16 protein-coding genes are annotated in these 15,487 nt (G+C 73.8%); 3 read left to right on the top strand and 13 right to left on the bottom strand.

The genetic code is table 11. The annotated features are described in order from the left end of the window. Nucleotides 1-11: 11 nt before the first annotated feature. On the bottom strand, nt 12-611 hold the full coding sequence (locus B4E97_RS07205; RefSeq protein WP_019285530.1) for a response regulator transcription factor: 600 nt from the start codon (nt 609-611) through the stop codon (nt 12-14). 212 nt (nt 612-823) lie between these two features. Beyond that, nucleotides 824-1,807 carry a MerR family transcriptional regulator gene (locus tag B4E97_RS07200; RefSeq protein ID WP_286957928.1) on the bottom strand — a complete coding sequence of 328 codons (984 nt, stop codon included), beginning with the start codon at nt 1,805-1,807 and terminating at the stop codon, nt 824-826. Between the two features lie 473 nt (nt 1,808-2,280). On the opposite strand from B4E97_RS07200, the gene B4E97_RS07195 reads away from it, so the two are divergent. After that, entirely contained in the window at nt 2,281-2,574 is a 294-nt protein-coding gene (locus B4E97_RS07195; protein ID WP_019285528.1) for a WhiB family transcriptional regulator, read from the top strand. A gap of 96 nt (nt 2,575-2,670) precedes the next feature. Here B4E97_RS07195 and groL read toward each other — a convergent pair whose 3' ends face one another. Beyond that, on the bottom strand, nt 2,671-4,290 hold the full coding sequence (gene groL, locus B4E97_RS07190) for a chaperonin GroEL (protein ID WP_019285527.1): 1,620 nt from the start codon (nt 4,288-4,290) through the stop codon (nt 2,671-2,673). A gap of 90 nt (nt 4,291-4,380) precedes the next feature. Beyond that, nucleotides 4,381-4,674: a co-chaperone GroES gene (gene groES / locus B4E97_RS07185; RefSeq protein WP_019285526.1), complete on the bottom strand. Its 294-nt coding sequence runs from the start codon at nt 4,672-4,674 to the stop codon at nt 4,381-4,383. A 269-nt stretch (nt 4,675-4,943) separates the two neighbouring features. Here groES and B4E97_RS07180 point away from each other — a divergent pair, with 269 nt between their 5' ends. Next, nucleotides 4,944-6,209 (top strand): class I SAM-dependent methyltransferase, encoded by a 1,266-nt coding sequence (locus tag B4E97_RS07180; protein ID WP_286959210.1) that lies wholly within the window; start codon nt 4,944-4,946, stop codon nt 6,207-6,209. Between the two features lie 67 nt (nt 6,210-6,276). On the opposite strand, the gene B4E97_RS07175 is transcribed toward B4E97_RS07180, so the two are convergent. Then, nucleotides 6,277-7,107: a ribokinase gene (locus tag B4E97_RS07175; protein WP_029211379.1), complete on the bottom strand. Its 831-nt coding sequence runs from the start codon at nt 7,105-7,107 to the stop codon at nt 6,277-6,279. 68 nt (nt 7,108-7,175) lie between these two features. Between B4E97_RS07175 and B4E97_RS07170 the strand changes: the two genes are divergently transcribed. Then, nucleotides 7,176-8,534, top strand: coding sequence for a glycoside hydrolase family 3 N-terminal domain-containing protein (locus B4E97_RS07170; protein WP_286959209.1), 1,359 nt, complete (start codon nt 7,176-7,178; stop codon nt 8,532-8,534). A gap of 103 nt (nt 8,535-8,637) precedes the next feature. Here B4E97_RS07170 and tsaD read toward each other — a convergent pair whose 3' ends face one another. Genes tsaD through alr form a run of 8 tightly spaced genes read right to left on the bottom strand, consistent with a single transcriptional unit; the run spans nt 8,638 to nt 15,486 of the window. Beyond that, nucleotides 8,638-9,687, bottom strand: coding sequence for a tRNA (adenosine(37)-N6)-threonylcarbamoyltransferase complex transferase subunit TsaD (tsaD, locus tag B4E97_RS07165; RefSeq protein ID WP_286959207.1), 1,050 nt, complete (start codon nt 9,685-9,687; stop codon nt 8,638-8,640). After that, entirely contained in the window at nt 9,684-10,172 is a 489-nt protein-coding gene (rimI, locus tag B4E97_RS07160; protein WP_286959205.1) for a ribosomal protein S18-alanine N-acetyltransferase, read from the bottom strand. The genes tsaD and rimI overlap by 4 nt, the downstream gene beginning before the upstream one ends. Continuing rightward, complete coding sequence (gene tsaB, locus B4E97_RS07155; protein WP_286959204.1) at nt 10,172-10,846, bottom strand: tRNA (adenosine(37)-N6)-threonylcarbamoyltransferase complex dimerization subunit type 1 TsaB; 675 nt, start codon at nt 10,844-10,846, stop codon at nt 10,172-10,174. The genes rimI and tsaB overlap by 1 nt, the downstream gene beginning before the upstream one ends. 30 nt (nt 10,847-10,876) lie before the next feature. After that, complete coding sequence (locus B4E97_RS07150; protein ID WP_286959203.1) at nt 10,877-12,148, bottom strand: MFS transporter; 1,272 nt, start codon at nt 12,146-12,148, stop codon at nt 10,877-10,879. Between the two features lie 33 nt (nt 12,149-12,181). Continuing rightward, nucleotides 12,182-12,565, bottom strand: coding sequence for a PPOX class F420-dependent oxidoreductase (locus B4E97_RS07145; RefSeq protein WP_019285516.1), 384 nt, complete (start codon nt 12,563-12,565; stop codon nt 12,182-12,184). Between the two features lie 5 nt (nt 12,566-12,570). Further along, complete coding sequence (tsaE, locus tag B4E97_RS07140) at nt 12,571-13,059, bottom strand: tRNA (adenosine(37)-N6)-threonylcarbamoyltransferase complex ATPase subunit type 1 TsaE (RefSeq protein WP_286959202.1); 489 nt, start codon at nt 13,057-13,059, stop codon at nt 12,571-12,573. After that, complete coding sequence (locus B4E97_RS07135; RefSeq protein ID WP_286957915.1) at nt 13,049-14,338, bottom strand: alpha/beta fold hydrolase; 1,290 nt, start codon at nt 14,336-14,338, stop codon at nt 13,049-13,051. The genes tsaE and B4E97_RS07135 overlap by 11 nt, the downstream gene beginning before the upstream one ends. Continuing rightward, nucleotides 14,323-15,486 (bottom strand): alanine racemase, encoded by a 1,164-nt coding sequence (gene alr, locus B4E97_RS07130; protein WP_286959201.1) that lies wholly within the window; start codon nt 15,484-15,486, stop codon nt 14,323-14,325. Before alr ends, B4E97_RS07135 begins: the two co-directional genes overlap by 16 nt. Nucleotide 15,487: the final 1 nt, after the last annotated feature.

Here is a 15,487-nt window from a genome sequence, read left to right as displayed (position 1 = left end):
AGCGCGTCAGGTCAGCTGATCAGGCCGGTGCGGTAGGCGATGGCGACCGCGTGAGCACGGTCCGAGGCGTCCAGCTTGCGGAAGAGTCGTCGGGCGTGGGTCTTGATCGTGTCCTCGGTGAGGTACAGCTCGGCGCCGATCTCGGCGTTGCTGTGCCCCTGGCTCATCCCGCGCAGCACCTCGAGCTCGCGGGCGGTGAGGGTCGCCGTCACCCCGGGGCGCCCGGCCCCGCCCGATCGCGGCATCGCCTCACCGATGAAGGGCGCGAGCGCGACGGCCAGCTCCTCGCGGGTGGAGTCCTTCATGACATAGCCCTTGGCGCCGTAGGCCAGGGCCCGCGCCACACCGTCGATGTCCTCGGCCAGCGTCATCATCATGATCTGCGCGCTGGGGCGCAGGGCGAGCAGCCGCTTGACGGCGTCCAGTCCCCCCATGCCGGGCATGCGCAGGTCCGTGAGCGTCAGCGCCGGCTGCTCCGTGGCGTACTTGGCCAAGAGCTCCTCGCCGGAGGAGGCACCGCAGACCCGGGTCACGCCGGGCAGCGAGCCGATCCGGCGCATCATCACCTCGCGGGTGAGTGGCGCGTCGTCGCACACCATCACGGTCGTCATCCCTGCCTCCGGTCGGGTCAAGTCAATTACCAAGAGTTATCTTGGCTCACAAAAGCGTCCAGGTGCAGGTAAATCACCGAACCGGTCGCAACGTCCCCCCAGAGAACCGACACTACCCATGCAGCCCAGAAGCGTGACCGCGAGCGACTGCCCGTCCCCCGCATGCGTGCCGCCGATGTCGGTGCGCACACCGGCCATCACGCTCAGCAAGGTCACCCCGACGGGGCGCAGCACTTGCCCTCGACCGCCCGCACGACGTCGGCCATGGTGGCCTCCTGCCCCGGCCAGTGCAGCCAGCCCTCGCCCCAGTAGACCTGGTCGCCCGACCGCGCGGACTGCCGCAGCCGGCCGGCCACCTGGGCGGCGACCGCACCCTCCCCGACGTAGACGACCAGCACCCCCTCGATCCCCTCACCCAGGACGCGGGCGGCCCTGCTGGCCGACCCCTCCAGCGAGAGGTCGCTCACGGCGATGGACCGCTCGGCCAGGGCGGCGCGCAGCAGGAGGCGGGCGGCGGGGTCGTCGAGGCCGGGCAGGGACACGACGTGCACCGGGCGGAGGTTGCGAGGGCTGCGTCGGAGCCGTATGTCGCCGACCGCCCCCGCCGTGGCGGAGGCCAGCATGGCGTCCGCACGCCCCTGGGCGACCGGCGCCAGCATCCAGGCCGCGTTGCGCGCGGGCAGCACCCGCTCGTCCCACGTGCGGGCGGCCCCGAGGTCGCGTTGCGCGAGGCGCAGGAGCGCCGTGCTGCCCTGCGCGTCGCCGTTGCCCAAGGTCCCCAGCAGGGTCATGACGGGAGCCGCCACCTCGCCCACCTGGGCGCCGCGGCCGAGGTAGCCGCCCCGCAGCGCGGTCGCGTCGCTGCGCCCGGAGACCAGGGACACCTCCCCCTCCCCGGGGTGCGTGGGGTTCGAGCTGGCGGCCAGCTCCTCCGTCGTGGCGTCCAGGGCGCGACGGGCGGCGTCCCGCGAGGTCAGGCCGGACTGGGTCAGGGCGCGCATGAAGCGCAGGCGCGCCACGTCGGTCTCGGAGTAGCGACGGTGCAGACCCGACCGGTGACCGGACGGCTCGAGGCCGTAGCGCCGGGCCCAGGTGCGCAGGGTGGACGGGGCCACCCCGACCATCTCGGCCACCACGGCCACCGTCAGGCTCTCGAACCCGCTGGGACGCCGAGGTGCGCCGGTGCTAGCAGCCATGTCCATGTACCCATCCTCGTCGCCGAACGGGGCCGTCCGATCCGCCGTCACGCTGACCGACCCCTGTCGACCTGTCAACCAGGTGCAACGATCCCCAGGGTCGCCCCCGACCGCGGGCGGCCACCGGCTGGTCACCTCGACTCCACCCGACCGGCACGAAATTGACACTGCGTTGCCACGATTTCACATTGTGTGTCGAATATTTATCCGGTCGGGCCCACCGGATGCCCAAGGGGCGAGAAGGCGACGTGGATTACGCCTGCCGCATCTTGCCGCAGGCGCATTCACGCAGGTACGGTCTGTCGCAGCAGCACGCCCCCGCCACCACGCGACGTCGCTGGCTAGGGCTCATGGGTCACCTCAGGTTACTCGTGAGTATGTCATACGTTTGATCATTATGCGAAGTGCTTGCATCGTGTGACTTGCGTGACATCCTCGGTCATCGTCGCCGCATCTCTGCACAGGAGCACACCATGGCCGAGATCAGCCGCCTCCCGGGACCCGTCGCCGATCAGTGGGACTGGCAGCTGCAGGGATCATGCCGCCGGGAGAACCCCGACGTGTTCTTCCACCCCGAGGGCGAGCGTGGCCCCGCCCGGCGCAACCGGGACGGCGCGGCCAAGGCGGTCTGCATCGCCTGCCCCGTCCTGGGCCAGTGTCGCGAGCACGCCCTGCGGGTGCGCGAGCCCTACGGCGTCTGGGGCGGCATGACCGAGGACGAGCGCGAGTCGCACTACGCCGCCAGCACCGCGATCGCGATCGCCTGACCCCCCTCACCACGCGCGAAGGCCGCCCACCCCGATCGGGGCGGGCGGCCTTCGCGGCATACGGCCTGGCGTGAGGTCAGGTCGCGTCGGGTCAGGTCAGTGACCGTGCCCGTGGCCGTGACCACCGGCGGGAGCGGCAGGCTCCTCCTCGGGCTTCTCGACCACGAGGGTGTCGGTCGTCAGGACCATCGAGGCGATGGACGCGGCGTTGCGCAGGGCGGAACGCGTGACCTTGACCGGGTCGATGACGCCGGCCTTGACCAGGTCGACGTACTCCCCCGTCGCGGCGTCGAGCCCGTTGCCCGGCTCCAGCTCGGCGACCTTGGAGACGGCGACGTAGCCCTCGAGCCCGGCGTTCTCGGCGATCCAGCGCAGCGGCTCGGCCGCGGCCTTGCGCACGATGTTGGCGCCGGTCAGCTCGTCGCCCTCCAGGTGGAGGTCGTCGAGAGCGCGGACCGCGTGGACGAGGGCGGAGCCGCCACCGGCGACGATGCCCTCCTCGATCGCGGCGCGCGTCGCGGAGATCGCGTCCTCGATGCGGTGCTTCTTCTCCTTGAGCTCGACCTCGGTGTGGGCACCCACCTTGATGACGCAGACGCCACCGGCGAGCTTGGCGAGACGCTCCTGGAGCTTCTCGCGGTCCCAGTCGGAGTCGGTGCGCTCGATCTCGGCCTTGATCTCGGAGACGCGGCCGTCGACCGCGCCGGCGTCGCCGGCGCCGTCGATGATCGTGGTGTCGTCCTTGGAGACGACCACGCGGCGGGCCTGGCCGAGGACCTCGAGGCCGACCTGGTCGAGCTTGAGGCCGACCTCCTCGGCGACGACCTGGCCACCGGTGAGGACGGCGATGTCGGCGAGCATGGCCTTGCGGCGGTCGCCGAAGCCCGGCGCCTTGACGGCCACGACGTTGAAGGTGCCGCGGATCTTGTTGACCACCAGGGTGGACAGCGCCTCGCCGTCGACGTCCTCGGCGATGATCAGCAGCGGCTTGCCGGCCTGCACGACCTTCTCGAGGAGCGGCAGGACGTCGGCGATGGCCGAGATCTTGCCCTGGTTGACGAGCACGTAGGCGTCCTCGAGGACGGCCTCCATGCGCTCCGGGTCGGAGACGAAGTAGGGGGAGATGTAGCCCTTGTCGAACTGCATGCCCTCGGTGAACTCCAGCTCGGTGCTAGCGGTGGAGGACTCCTCGACGGTGATGACGCCGTCCTTGCCGACCTTGTCGAAGGCCTCGGCGATCTGCGTGCCGACCTCCTCGTTCTGCGCGGAGAGCGAGGCGACCGCGGCGATCTCGGACTTGCCGGAGACCTCGCGGGCGTTGGCGAGCAGGCGCTCGGACACGGCGTCGACGGCCTGGTCCATGCCGCGCTTGACACCGGCCGGGGCGGCCCCGGCGGCGACGTTGCGCAGGCCCTCCTTGACCATGGCCTGCGCGAGGACGGTCGCGGTGGTGGTGCCGTCACCGGCGATGTCGTTGGTCTTGGTGGCGACCTCCTTGGCGAGCTGCGCGCCGAGGTTCTCGTAGGGGTCGTCCAGCTCGACCTCACGGGCGATGGTCACGCCGTCGTTGGTGATGGTGGGGGCGCCCCACTTCTTGTCGATCACGACGTTGCGGCCCTTGGGGCCGAGCGTGACCTTCACCGCGTTGGCGAGGGCGTCGACACCGCGCTCCAGGGACTTGCGCGCGTCGTCGTTGAACTCAAGCGTCTTGGCCATGAGCTTCCTTGTCTGTCTAGAGGTATGACGAGAGCCCCGCCCCCAGCCGCGAAGGCTCGGGCCGGGGCTCCCAGAGAAATCGGTGCTGCGTCAGCCGACGATCGCGAGGACGTCGCGGGCGCTCAGGATCAGGAGCTCCTCGCCGCCGTACTTGACCTCGGTGCCGCCGTACTTGGAGTAGATGACCTTGTCGCCGACGGCGACGTCGACGGGGACGCGGTTGCCCTTGTCGTCGATGCGACCGGGACCCACGGCGAGGACCTCGCCCTCCTGGGGCTTCTCCTTGGCCGTGTCCGGGATGACGAGACCGGACGCCGTGGTCTGCTCGGCCTCGACGGCCTTGACGACGATGCGGTCCTCGAGCGGCTTGATGGAAACCGACACTGTGGTGACCTCCCCTTCGGGAATGTCGAGAGTGGACAGATGATGGACTCCGGCGCGTGGTGGTGCGTCCGGGTCGCCGTCGCGGGGGTCGACCCTTAGCACTTGCCTGCCGAGAGTGCTAACCCACAATCTAGGAAGCCGCTGGCACTCGGTCAAGTCGAGTGCCAGCGCGGCGCGGACCTACCCCCGGCGGTCACGTCGACCGGCCGTCGTTCCCCAGGCGGCTGTGACCGAGGCCGGTCGATCTGGCGGTGGGAGAGGATGGCGCCATGGATCTCGCCACCACCCGTGCGCTCACCTCCCCCGAGGGGCTCGCCCTCCTCCGGGGACTGCCGGTGTATGACGAGGCCCGCTCGCTCGCCACGTCCTCCGCCCTGCGCCGCGAGGGGCACTCCCCCGAGCTCGTCGCGGCGGTGCTCACCCAGAGCCGGCTGCGCCAGCGCGGCCGCGCCAAGCTGGGAGACGCCGTCGACCGGCTCCTGCTCACCCCCGACGGCCTGGAGCAGGCGACCCGCCCCGTCGTGGCGCAGCAGCACGCCGAGCGCCTGGCGGCGGCCGGGGTCCGCACCGTCCACGACCTGGGGTGCGGCCTCGGTCTGGACGCCGCCGCCATGGCGCACGCCGGGCTCGAGGTCCTCGCCGTGGACGCCGACCCCGTCACCGCCGAGCTCGCCGCGCACAACCTCGCCGGCGTGGTCAGGCCCCCGGCCGCCCCTGCCCCGCAGGTGCGGTGCGCCCGCGCGGAGGAGGTGGCCGACTCCCTGGTCGGCGCGGACCGGCATACGGCCGTCTGGCTCGACCCGGCCCGGCGCACCCCCGGGGTCGCCGACGCGACCGGACGCACCCGCAGGACCTTCCGCCTGGACGACCTGGCCCCGTCGTGGGAGCTCGTGCAGGACCTCGCCGGCCGGGTCGAGGCAGCCGGGGCCAAGCTGTCACCCGCGTTCCCGCACGCGGCCCGCCCCGACGGGACCGAGGCGCAGTGGGTCTCGTGGCGCGGCGAGGTCGTGGAGTGCGTCCTGTGGTGGGGCTCGGCGGTCCGGTCCGCCGGACGCTCCGCGCTGGTCCTCGACGGCGACACGGAGACGCCGTGGTCCGCGCACCTGGTCACCGAGGCCGACGTGCCCACGGACCGCCCCGCGCCGGGGAGCGACCGGGGCGACCTGCTGCACGAGCCCGACCGGGCCGTGATCCGCGCCGGGCTGGTGGGCGCCCTCGAGGCCCTCACGGGTGGGGCCGAGCTGGACGGCGGCGTGGGCTACGTGCGGTCGGCGGACCGGGGACCGGTGGCGGTGCCGTGGGCCCGGGCCTACCGCATCCTCGACGAGATCCCGTTGCAGGACAAGGCGATCCGCGCGTGGTGCCGCGAGCGCTCGATCGGTGACCTGACGCTCAAGAAGCGCGGGGTGGACCTCGACCCGGATCGCCTGCGGCGCTCCCTCAAGCTCAAGGGCACCGGACGCGCCATCCTGGTCCTCACCCGCCAGACGGGCCGGCAGGTCGCCCTGCACGTCGTCCCGATCGACGCCGGCTGAGGCTGCACGGCCGTCCGGCCCTGGGCGGCGGTGCTGGGCGGTGCTGGGCGGTGCTGGGCTCGACCGCTCAGAGCAGCGCGTCGCGCTGGGCGCCCCGGTGCCGCACCGCGTCGGCGCCCGCCCGCAGCGCGCCGGCCACCGCCTCCTCGTGCGTCGCCCCCAGGGCCAGGTGCGCGGCCAGCGCCCCGCAGAACGCGTCCCCCGCGCCGGTCGTGTCCACCACGTCCTCCGGCGGGACCGGTGTGGCGGGGTGCTCGACGCCCATCCAGGACGCCCCGGCCGCGCCGAAGGTCACGAGCAGCGACGCTGGGAAGGCCCCGTCGTCGGCCAGCTCCAGCGCCTCGTGCTCGTTGACGACCAGCGGGTCCGCCACCTCCACGACGTCCACCGGCAGGTGGTGGTAGGGCGCGGCGTTGACCACCACCCGGATGTCCCTGGTCGAGACCCGCTGCACCGCCGCCGCCACCGTCTCGATCGGCACCTCGAGGCTCACCAGCAGCACGTCGCCCGCCGCCATCGTGTCGAGCACCCCCATGTGGTGCGGCAGCAGCTCGGCGTTGGCGCCGGGGCTGACGACGATGACGTTCTCTCCCTCGAGGTCCACGGTGATGAACGCGTGACCGGTCGGCTCTCCCTCCACGACGCGGACGTGGGAGACGTCGATCATCCTGTCCTGCAGTCGATCTCGGTATGCCGCGCCCGCCTCGTCCCCACCGATGGCCGCGACCATGACGACCTCCGCACCCGTCGCCGCCGCCGCAATCGCCTGGTTGCCGCCCTTGCCGCCAGCCGTGCGCCGGGTCGACCCGCCGACGATCGTCTCGCCGGGCCGGGGCAGGCGGTGCACGGTGGTGGTGAGGTCGACGTTGAGGGACCCGAGGACGTAGACGCGGCTCATGCGCCCCATCCTGCCGCCACCCAAGCACGCCGCGCGTGCCAGCCCCTCCCCGGGTACCGTCGGACCTGATGCCCCCGCACGTCACCCGCACCCCCGCCCTCCTCCTGGCCGCTGCCCTCACCGTCACGGCCGGCTGCGCCACCCCACCCACCGCGCAGGGTCCGACCGGCGCGTCCACGGACGGCGCCGGAGCCGGTCCCGGGCGATCCAGCACCCCGACCGCCACCGGCTCGACCCGCGGGGGTGACGTTCCTTCGTTCGACGTCACCGGCCTGCCGCGTCGCGCGGCCTCCTCGTCGGGCTCCGCGACCACCGCACCCGGCGCCCCGGCAGCACCGGCGCCGGCCCCGGCCGCGGGCGGTTCCCGGCATACGGCCCAGGCCTCCTGCGCCGCCGGCATCGTCGACGGGCTCACCCCGGAGCAGCGGGTGGGGCAGCTCGTCATGGTCGGGGTCACCCGGGGGCGCGAGGACGACGCCCGCCGCGTGATCGCGGGGCAGGCGATCGGCAACGCCTTCTTCATCGGCGGGTGGCGGGACCGTGGGCAGGTCGCCGAGGTGAGCCGCCGCCTCCAGGCGGCGGCGGACCGGGCCGGCCACGAGCTCGACCTGCTCGTCGCCGCCGACCAGGAGGGTGGTCAGGTCCAGCAGCTCAAGGGCTCCGGCTTCCGACGCCTGCCGTCCGCGGTGGAGCAGGCCGCGCTGCCGCCGGACGACCTGCGCGCTCTGGCCACCGACGCCGGGCGCGAGCTGCGCGCCGCCGGCGTCAACCTCAACCTGGCCCCCGTCGCGGACACCGTCTCGCCGGAGCTCGGCCGCGCCAACGCGCCCATCGGCGGCCTGTCGAGGCAGTACGCCACCGAGCCCGGGGCCGTGTCGCCCCCGGTGGCGGCCGTGATCGCGGGGCTGCACGCCGCCGGCGTCGGCGCCACGCTCAAGCACTTCCCGGGGCTCGGGCGGGTCCGCGCCAACACCGACCACTCGGCCACCGGCATCGATGACACCCAGACGACGGCGGACGACGGCTACCTGCAGCCGTTCGCCGACGGGATCGCCGCCGGGGCGGACGTGGTGATGATGTCGACCGCGCGCTACCGCAGGATCGACCCGACCACCCAGGCGGCCTTCTCCCGCCCCGTGGTGACCGGGGTGCTGCGCGAGCGGCTGGGCTACGACGGGGTGGTGGCGACCGACGACCTCGGTGGCGCGGAGGCCATCCAGCACATCCCGACCGGCGAGCGGGCGGTGCGCTTCGTCCGCGCGGGCGGCGACGTCGCCGTCACCGGGATCGCCCTGGACGGCCGCGTCATGTCGCGCGCGCTGCTGGCGGAGAGTCGGCGGGACCCGGCCTTCGCGGCGCTCGTGCACCGTGCGGCCGAGCGGGTCGTGGAGCTCAAGGTGCAGCGCGGCCTCGCCCGCTGCGAGTAGGTGCGACGACGCCGAGAACGCCGCCGACGACGCCGGCGCCGGCCCGGTCAGCCTGACGCAGTCATCCTGACGCGGTCAGCCAGACGCGATCTGGCCGAGACGGTCAGGCCGAGACGACCGTCACCGGCATCGACGAGTCGGCCGGCAGGCCCAGCTCGGACGGCTCCCGACCGCGCATCACCATCTGCGCGCCGAGGGCCGCGACCATGGCGCCGTTGTCCGTGCACAGCCCCGGCCTCGGCACGCGCAGCGTCACCCCGGCGGCGTCGCACCGTTCCTGGGCGAGGGCCCGCAGCCGCGAGTTGGCCGCCACGCCGCCGCCCACGACGAGGTCGTCGACGCCGTTCTCGCGGCACGCGAGCAGCGCCTTGCGGGTCAGCACGTCGACCACGGCCTCCTGGAAGCTCGCGGCCACGTCCGCGACGGGCACGTGCTCCCCCGCGTCCTGCTTGGCCCGCACCCAGCGGGAGACGGCGGTCTTGAGCCCCGAGAAGGAGTAGTCGAAGCGGTGCCGCTCCATGTCCTTGCCCGCGGTCAGGCCGCGCGGGAAGTCGATCACCACCTGGCCCTCGCGGGCGGCACGGTCGATGTGCGGCCCGCCCGGGAAGCCGAGCCCGAGCACGCGCGCGACCTTGTCGAAGGCCTCGCCCGCCGCGTCGTCGATGGTCTGCCCCAGGTGACGGACGTCGTGGGTGATGTCGGGGACGAGCAGCAGGTTGGAGTGCCCGCCGGACACGAGCAGCGCCAGGGTCGGCTCGGGCAGGGGACCGTGCTGCAGGGTGTCGACGGCCACGTGCGACGCGAGGTGGTTGACGCCGTAGAGCGGCTTCCCGAGCGCCACGGCGAGCGACTTGGCCGCGGCCACGCCCACCAGCAGCGCACCGGCCAGGCCCGGTCCGGACGTCACGGCGATGGCGTCGAGGTCGGCCAGGCGCACCCCGGCCTCGCGGCAGGCGCGCTCGGTGGTGGGGACCATGGCCTCGAGGTGGGCCCGGGACGCGACCTCGGGCACCACGCCGCCGAAGCGGGCGTGCTCGTCGACGCTGCTCGCGATCGCGTCGACGAGCAGCGTGCCGCCGCGCACGATCCCGACGCCGGTCTCGTCGCACGAGGTCTCGATGCCGAGGACGAGTGGCTCGTCGGTGCGGGTCATGCGGGCTCTCCCTGGGTGGCGGGGTGATCAGGTCGTGTGCCGGGAAGGTGCCGCCGCATCACGAGGGCGTCCACCCCTCCGGGCTGGTAGTAGCGCCGCCGCACGCTGATGGTCTCGAACCCGTTGCGGTCGTAGAGCGCTCGGGCAGCGGTGTTGTCGGCGCGGACCTCCAGCAGGAGCGCCTCGGCGCCTCGTGCGTGGGCCCGGTCGACGAGCTCGTCGAGCATCCGCCGGCCCAGGCCGAGGCCGCGGGCGTCGGGCGTCACGGCGACCGTCATGACGTCCGCCACGTCACCGGCGGCGTCGATCCCGGCATACGCGAGGACACCCCCACGAGAGAGGTCGTCCCAGACGACGTAGTCGCGCCGGGGGCGCTCGGCGAGCTCGGCCCACCAGGTCTGCTCGGTCCACGCGTCGTCGGCGAAGGCCTCGCGCTCCAGCGCGGCGAGGCGGGGGATGTCGGTCCAGCGCAGCTCGCGCAGCATCAGACCACCGTGACGGGGGCGACGGAGGGGACGGCGTCGGGGCGCCGGAGATAGAGCGGGGTGGTGTCGGCGAGGGACTCGCCTCGGGCGAGCCGCTGCACGGCCAGGTCGGCGAGCCACCCGGCGGAGACGTCGAGGGGCGCGCCGTCGGCCGCGGGCCCCAGCAGGTCGGGATAGAGGGCCGGACCTCGTCCGACGACGGGCCGGCCGTCGAGCAGCGGGGCGAGGTCGGCGGGACGGCGCACGTCCGGGGCGGTCTCGGCCACGGGCAGGCCCTCCTCGATGCGGTAGCCGGCCCAGTAGACCTCCTTGCGGCGGGCGTCGGTGGCCACGACGAACCGCTCCGCGCCGGCGAGCGCCCCGCGCCCCGCCTCGTGGGCCAGGGCGTCCAGGGAGCACAGGCCGTGGACCGGGACGGCCCGGGCGAGGGCGAAGGTCCGCGCGGTCACGATCCCGACGCGCAGCCCGGTGAAGGGGCCGGGTCCGGTGCCGGTCACGACCGCGTCGACGTCGGCTGCGGCGATGCCGGCCTGCCGCAGGACCTCCACGATGCCGGGGGCCACGAGCTCCCCGTGCGCCCGCGCGTCGAGGACGCTGCTCTCGGCGACCACGCGGGTGCCGTCGTGCAGCGCCACGGTGATGGCGGTGGTGGAGGTGTCGATGGCGAGCAGCACGCCCGCCAGTCTATCGCCGCGCCGGCGCGGTCAGCCGGCGTCGTTGGTGACCCGGGCCGCGGCCACGGGCAGGGCGCGACCGAGGACCGGGGCGAGGGCCACCCCGGCCAGCGCGACCACCGTGAGCGCCACCCACACCGGCAGCGGCCCCCGGGCGAGGAGCCAGGAGAAACCCACCGGCCCGATGATGGACGCGACGTTCCAGGACAGCTGGTAGGCGGCGAGGTAGCGCCCCCGCAGGTGCTCGGGGCGGCTGTCCACCGCGACGGTCGTGAGGACCGGGCCGCCGAGCAGCTCCCCGACGGTGTAGACGGCGGCCGCCACGAGCACCCCGGTCACCGCGACGGCGACCGGCAGCATCCCGGCCGCAGCCATGAGCACGAATCCCGCTGCGAACGCGAGGTTCCCGGCGGCGACGACCCGGTGCCGACGGTGCCCGGTCATGGACCGCACGGCCAGCCCCTGCCCGAACCCGACCATGACGGTGTTGAGCGTGAAGATCGCGCCGGTCACCCAGCCTGGCAGGTCGAGGATCTCGACGGCGTAGACGGGCATGGCGTAGTTGAGCGCCAGGCACGCGAGCGCGTAGCCGGTGTTGGCGACGATGAGGGCGTGGAAGGGCTTGTCGCGCAGCACGATCGACAGCCCGGCCAAGGCGCCCGACCGCTCGCCCGCCGCGTGCGCATCGGCGTCCCCGGCCGGCTGCGCACCGCCGGGACCCCGGTCGTGGGCCGGGACGGCGAGGAGCAGGACGAGCGCGAGCAGGTATGACGCCGCGTCGGCCGCCACCATCGCGCGGAACGCGGCCGGGGTGCCGACGGAGATCGCGACGCCCGCCACCAGGCCCCCGATCGCGAAGCCGACGTTGCGCAACGCGCCGAGGAAGCCGTACCACAGCTCCCGCTCCCCGGGACGGGTGATGGCGGCGACCATCGGGGAGTAGGACGCCCAGAAGGCCGCCTGCCCCGTGGCGACGAGCGTGGTCACCAGCTGCACCCCGAGGTAGCCGTCGACGGTCAGGTAGGCGAGATAGCCCACCGCCTGGATCGCGTTGGCGGCCAGCAGGATCCGTTTGGCGCCGAAGCGGTCCACCAGGTGCCCGACGAGCAGGACCACGGGCAGCGCGACGGCGGCGGCGACCGACAGCGCGAGCCCGACCTGCTCGAGCGGGACGTCCGTGGTGCGCAGGAAGTAGAGGACGGTGATGGGCATGAAGACGCCGCTGCCGATCGCGTCCACGCCGATGGCGACGACGAACCGACGGTGGTCGCCGACCGGGGGAAAGTCGAGGCGGCTGAGCATGGTGTCAGCCTGCTACATCAAGCACGCTTGACCTCAACGGATCTCGATGACGAGCCGAGCCGGGTTGCCGCGCCTGATGATTCGCTCGACGAGCATGAAGACCTTGAACTCCAGGCCGTACTTCGCCGTCATGGTGCTCATGACGCGCTGGACGGTCCAGGGGTCGTCGTGGACGGTCGCGCGCGCCTCGACGGTGGGGGCGTCCGGGGCCACCCGACCACGCCGGTCGCACGGACGCAGGGTCACCCGGTCGTCGCGGCGCAGGCGGCGCAGCTTGCCGGTGCCCTCCGGGGTGATGACCACGAGGGCGTCGCCGTCGCGGGCCACCCACACGGGGGTCGCCACGCCCTCCCCGTTGCGGCGAAAGGTCGTGAGGGACACGAAGCGCTCGTGGCCGAGGGCGGTGAGGGTCGTCATACGGCTCAGACTGGGTCCCGGACCGCCCCGAGGGCGTCCGGACCGGTCCACCGACGGCCGTGGCCGGTGAGCCGGGCGGTGCGGGTGGTCTCGCCGGTGAGCTCCAGCTCGAGGTAGTCCTCGGACAGCAGCTCAGCGACCCCGTGGCCCCACTCGACCACCGTGACCGACTCGTCCACGGTGGCGTCCAGGTCGAGGTCGTCGAAGTCCAGCGCCCCTAAGAGGCGGTAGGCGTCGACGTGCACCAGCCGCGGACCCCCGACGAGGGAGGGGTGCACGCGCGCGATGACGAAGGTCGGGGAGGTGATCGGCCCCCGCACCCCGAGCCCCTCGGCCAGCCCCTGCGTGAGGGTGGTCTTGCCCGCGCCCAGGTCGCCGGTCAGCAGGAGCAGGTCGCCGGCGTGCAGGACCGTGGCGAGCCTGCGGCCGAGGTCCTGCGTGGCCTCGGCGGTGGGCAGCGAGATCGCGTGCGGCACGGCGTCGTCAGGACTCACGGCGGTCCTTCCCGGAGCGGGCGGAGGTGATGGGTGTGGTGACGGACCGGACCTTGCGCGCCTGGCGCCCGACCTCCTCGGTCGCGCGGGCCACCTGCTCGCGGCGCCGGGCCTGCTGCTCACGACGTCGGACCTGCTGCTCGCGCCGGAGCGTGGCGCGGCTGTGCCCGAGGTCGGTGACCTCGCGCCGCCGGCCCCGTGGCGTCCCGTCGGCATGGCGTTCGGCGCGGTCCAGCATCTCGAGGATCTGGTCGGTGACGAGCTCGGGGTACTCCAGCATGATCAGGTGCCCCGCGTCGGTCACCACGACGTGCTCGGCGCCCGGCAGCAGCCGCACGATCTCCTCGCTGTGGCGCGGCGGGGTCATCAGGTCGTCCGCACCGTTGATGACCAGGGCCTCGATGCCCGCGAAGGTCGCCAGCGCCTGGCGCTCGTCGTGCTCGGACAGGGTGCGCAGGAAGCCGTGCATCACCTCGATCGGCGTCGACATGATGATGTCGGCGGCGTAGCGCAGCAGGCTCGGCGGCACGGGCGAGTGGAAGGAGTAGCGGTAGGTGAAGAAGTCCTCGGCCTGTCGCGCGAGGCGGCGGGCCTGCTCGACGGCCTCCTGGCGGCCGGTCAGCGGGGCGAGGGCGAACGGACCGACGCGCTGGGCCGCGCGACCGAGCAGGTCGCCGAGCTGCACCCGCAGCTCCCCCTCCCCGCCGGAGCTGGTGGCGACGAACGCCACCGCGACGCACCGCTCGCGGACCAGGGTCGGATAGAGCCGGGCCAGCCCCATCTGCGTCATGCCGCCCATCGAGTGCCCGACGAGCGCGAACGTCCCCTCGGGGCAGGTGGCGTCGATGACGGACTTGAGGTCCCGGCCGAGCGTCTCGATGCGGTAGGAGTCGCGGGCCCCCGGGCCGGACCGCCCGTGGCCGCGCTGGTCCCACAGCACCACGCGATAGCCGGCCGCCACCAGCCGGCGCCGCACGAAGATCCAGGCCTTGGTCGACAGGGTGTAGCCGTGCGAGATGACGATGCTTGGTCGCCCGATCGCCGTGTCGCCTGCCGGCTCGTCCGGCTCGTCCGGCTCGTCCACCTCGACGTGCAGCACGGTGCCGTCCTCGGCGACGACGACGGTCTCGTGGGTCGGGACGTGCTCGTAGGTCTCGTCCGTCTCGGGGGCGGTCGCGTGCGCGCGCGAGAGCACGCCCGCGAGGGCTCCGGCGGCGACGGCGCCGAGGCCGAGGCCCAGCCCGGTCAGCCGCCCCATGGGGGTCACGCCAGGTGCCACGCGGGCTCACCTCCGACATACCGGCGCGGCACGCGGTCGCCGACGCGGGTGATGAGCTCGTAGGAGATCGTGCCGATCGCCTCGGCCCAGTCCTGGGCGGTGGGCTCGCCCTGGGTCCCCGGGCCGAAGAGGACGCACGGGTCGCCCTCGCGGGCGCCCGAGCCGGGACCGAGGTCGACGACCAGCTGGTCCATGCAGACCCGACCGGCGACCGTATGCCGGGAGCCGGCCACCCACAGCGGACCGACGCCGCTGCCGGCCCGGGGCACGCCGTCGGCGTAGCCCACGGGCACGATCCCGACCCGCGTGGCCCGCTCGGTGCGATAGGTGTGGCCGTAGGAGATGCCCTGGCCCGCGGGGACGTCCTTGACCTGCGCCAGCGGGGCGGACCAGGTCATGGCGGGGGTCAGGCCGTCGTGCTCGTGGTCGCCCAGCGACGGCACCGGCGACAGGCCGTAGACCGCGAGCCCGGGGCGCACGAGGTCGTAGGCGAGGGACGGGTTGGTCAGCGTGGCGGCGGAGTTGGCGAGGTGGCGCACCTCGAGCCGGCAGCCGGCGGCCTCCGCCTCGGCCACCGCCGCGTCGAACCGCGCGACCTGGGCCCGCACCTCGGGGTGGTCGGGCGCGTCGGCATACGCGAAGTGCTGCATCATCCCGACGACCCGCACGCTTCCCTCGGCCTCGAGGGCCCGGGTGCGGTCGAGCAGGGAGGTCAGGGCGGGGCCGTGCAGCACCCCGTTGCGCCCCAGGCCGGTGTCGACCTTGACGTGGACGCGGGCGGCGCGGCCGACGGCGCGCGCCGCCTCGGCGACGGCCTCGAGCCCCCAGGGCGCGGACACGGCGAGGTCGACGTCCTCGCGCACCGCGGCGGCGAAGTCGGCCCCGGGCGCGTGCAGCCAGGACAGGACGGGGCAGGTCAGCCCGGCCGCGCGCAGCTCGAGCGCCTCGGACAGCTGGGCGACCCCCAGCCAGGTCGCGCCGCCGCGCAGGGCCGCGAGGGCGGACGGCACGAGACCGTGGCCGTAGCCACCGGCCTTGACCACCGCCATGACCCCGGCGGACCCGGCGAGCTCGTCGAGCCGGCGGACGTTGTCGCTGATGGCCGCCAGGTCGATCCGCAGCTCACCGGCGAAGCTCTGCCCGGTCACC

The sequence above is a fragment of the Arsenicicoccus sp. UBA7492 genome (genome assembly GCF_002479615.1).
In the GTDB taxonomy this organism is placed as follows: domain Bacteria; phylum Actinomycetota; class Actinomycetes; order Actinomycetales; family Dermatophilaceae; genus Arsenicicoccus; species Arsenicicoccus bolidensis.
Note: the sequence above shows the minus strand (reverse complement) of the source record. Positions and strands in the feature narration are given on the sequence as shown.

Coding starts and splice junctions, on each gene's coding strand:
- B4E97_RS07145 (WP_019285516.1), bottom strand. CDS start 12,565: ATGACGACCCTCACCGCCCTCGGCCACGAGCGCTTCGTGTCCCTCACG.
- B4E97_RS07200 (WP_286957928.1), bottom strand. CDS start 1,807: ATGGCTGCTAGCACCGGCGCACCTCGGCGTCCCAGCGGGTTCGAGAGC.
- groL (WP_019285527.1), bottom strand. CDS start 4,290: ATGGCCAAGACGCTTGAGTTCAACGACGACGCGCGCAAGTCCCTGGAG.
- B4E97_RS07205 (WP_019285530.1), bottom strand. CDS start 611: ATGACGACCGTGATGGTGTGCGACGACGCGCCACTCACCCGCGAGGTG.
- B4E97_RS07195 (WP_019285528.1), top strand. CDS start 2,281: ATGGCCGAGATCAGCCGCCTCCCGGGACCCGTCGCCGATCAGTGGGAC.
- B4E97_RS07170 (WP_286959209.1), top strand. CDS start 7,176: ATGCCCCCGCACGTCACCCGCACCCCCGCCCTCCTCCTGGCCGCTGCC.
- B4E97_RS07175 (WP_029211379.1), bottom strand. CDS start 7,107: ATGAGCCGCGTCTACGTCCTCGGGTCCCTCAACGTCGACCTCACCACC.
- B4E97_RS07180 (WP_286959210.1), top strand. CDS start 4,944: ATGGATCTCGCCACCACCCGTGCGCTCACCTCCCCCGAGGGGCTCGCC.
- rimI (WP_286959205.1), bottom strand. CDS start 10,172: ATGCTGCGCGAGCTGCGCTGGACCGACATCCCCCGCCTCGCCGCGCTG.
- tsaD (WP_286959207.1), bottom strand. CDS start 9,687: ATGACCCGCACCGACGAGCCACTCGTCCTCGGCATCGAGACCTCGTGC.
- B4E97_RS07150 (WP_286959203.1), bottom strand. CDS start 12,148: ATGCTCAGCCGCCTCGACTTTCCCCCGGTCGGCGACCACCGTCGGTTC.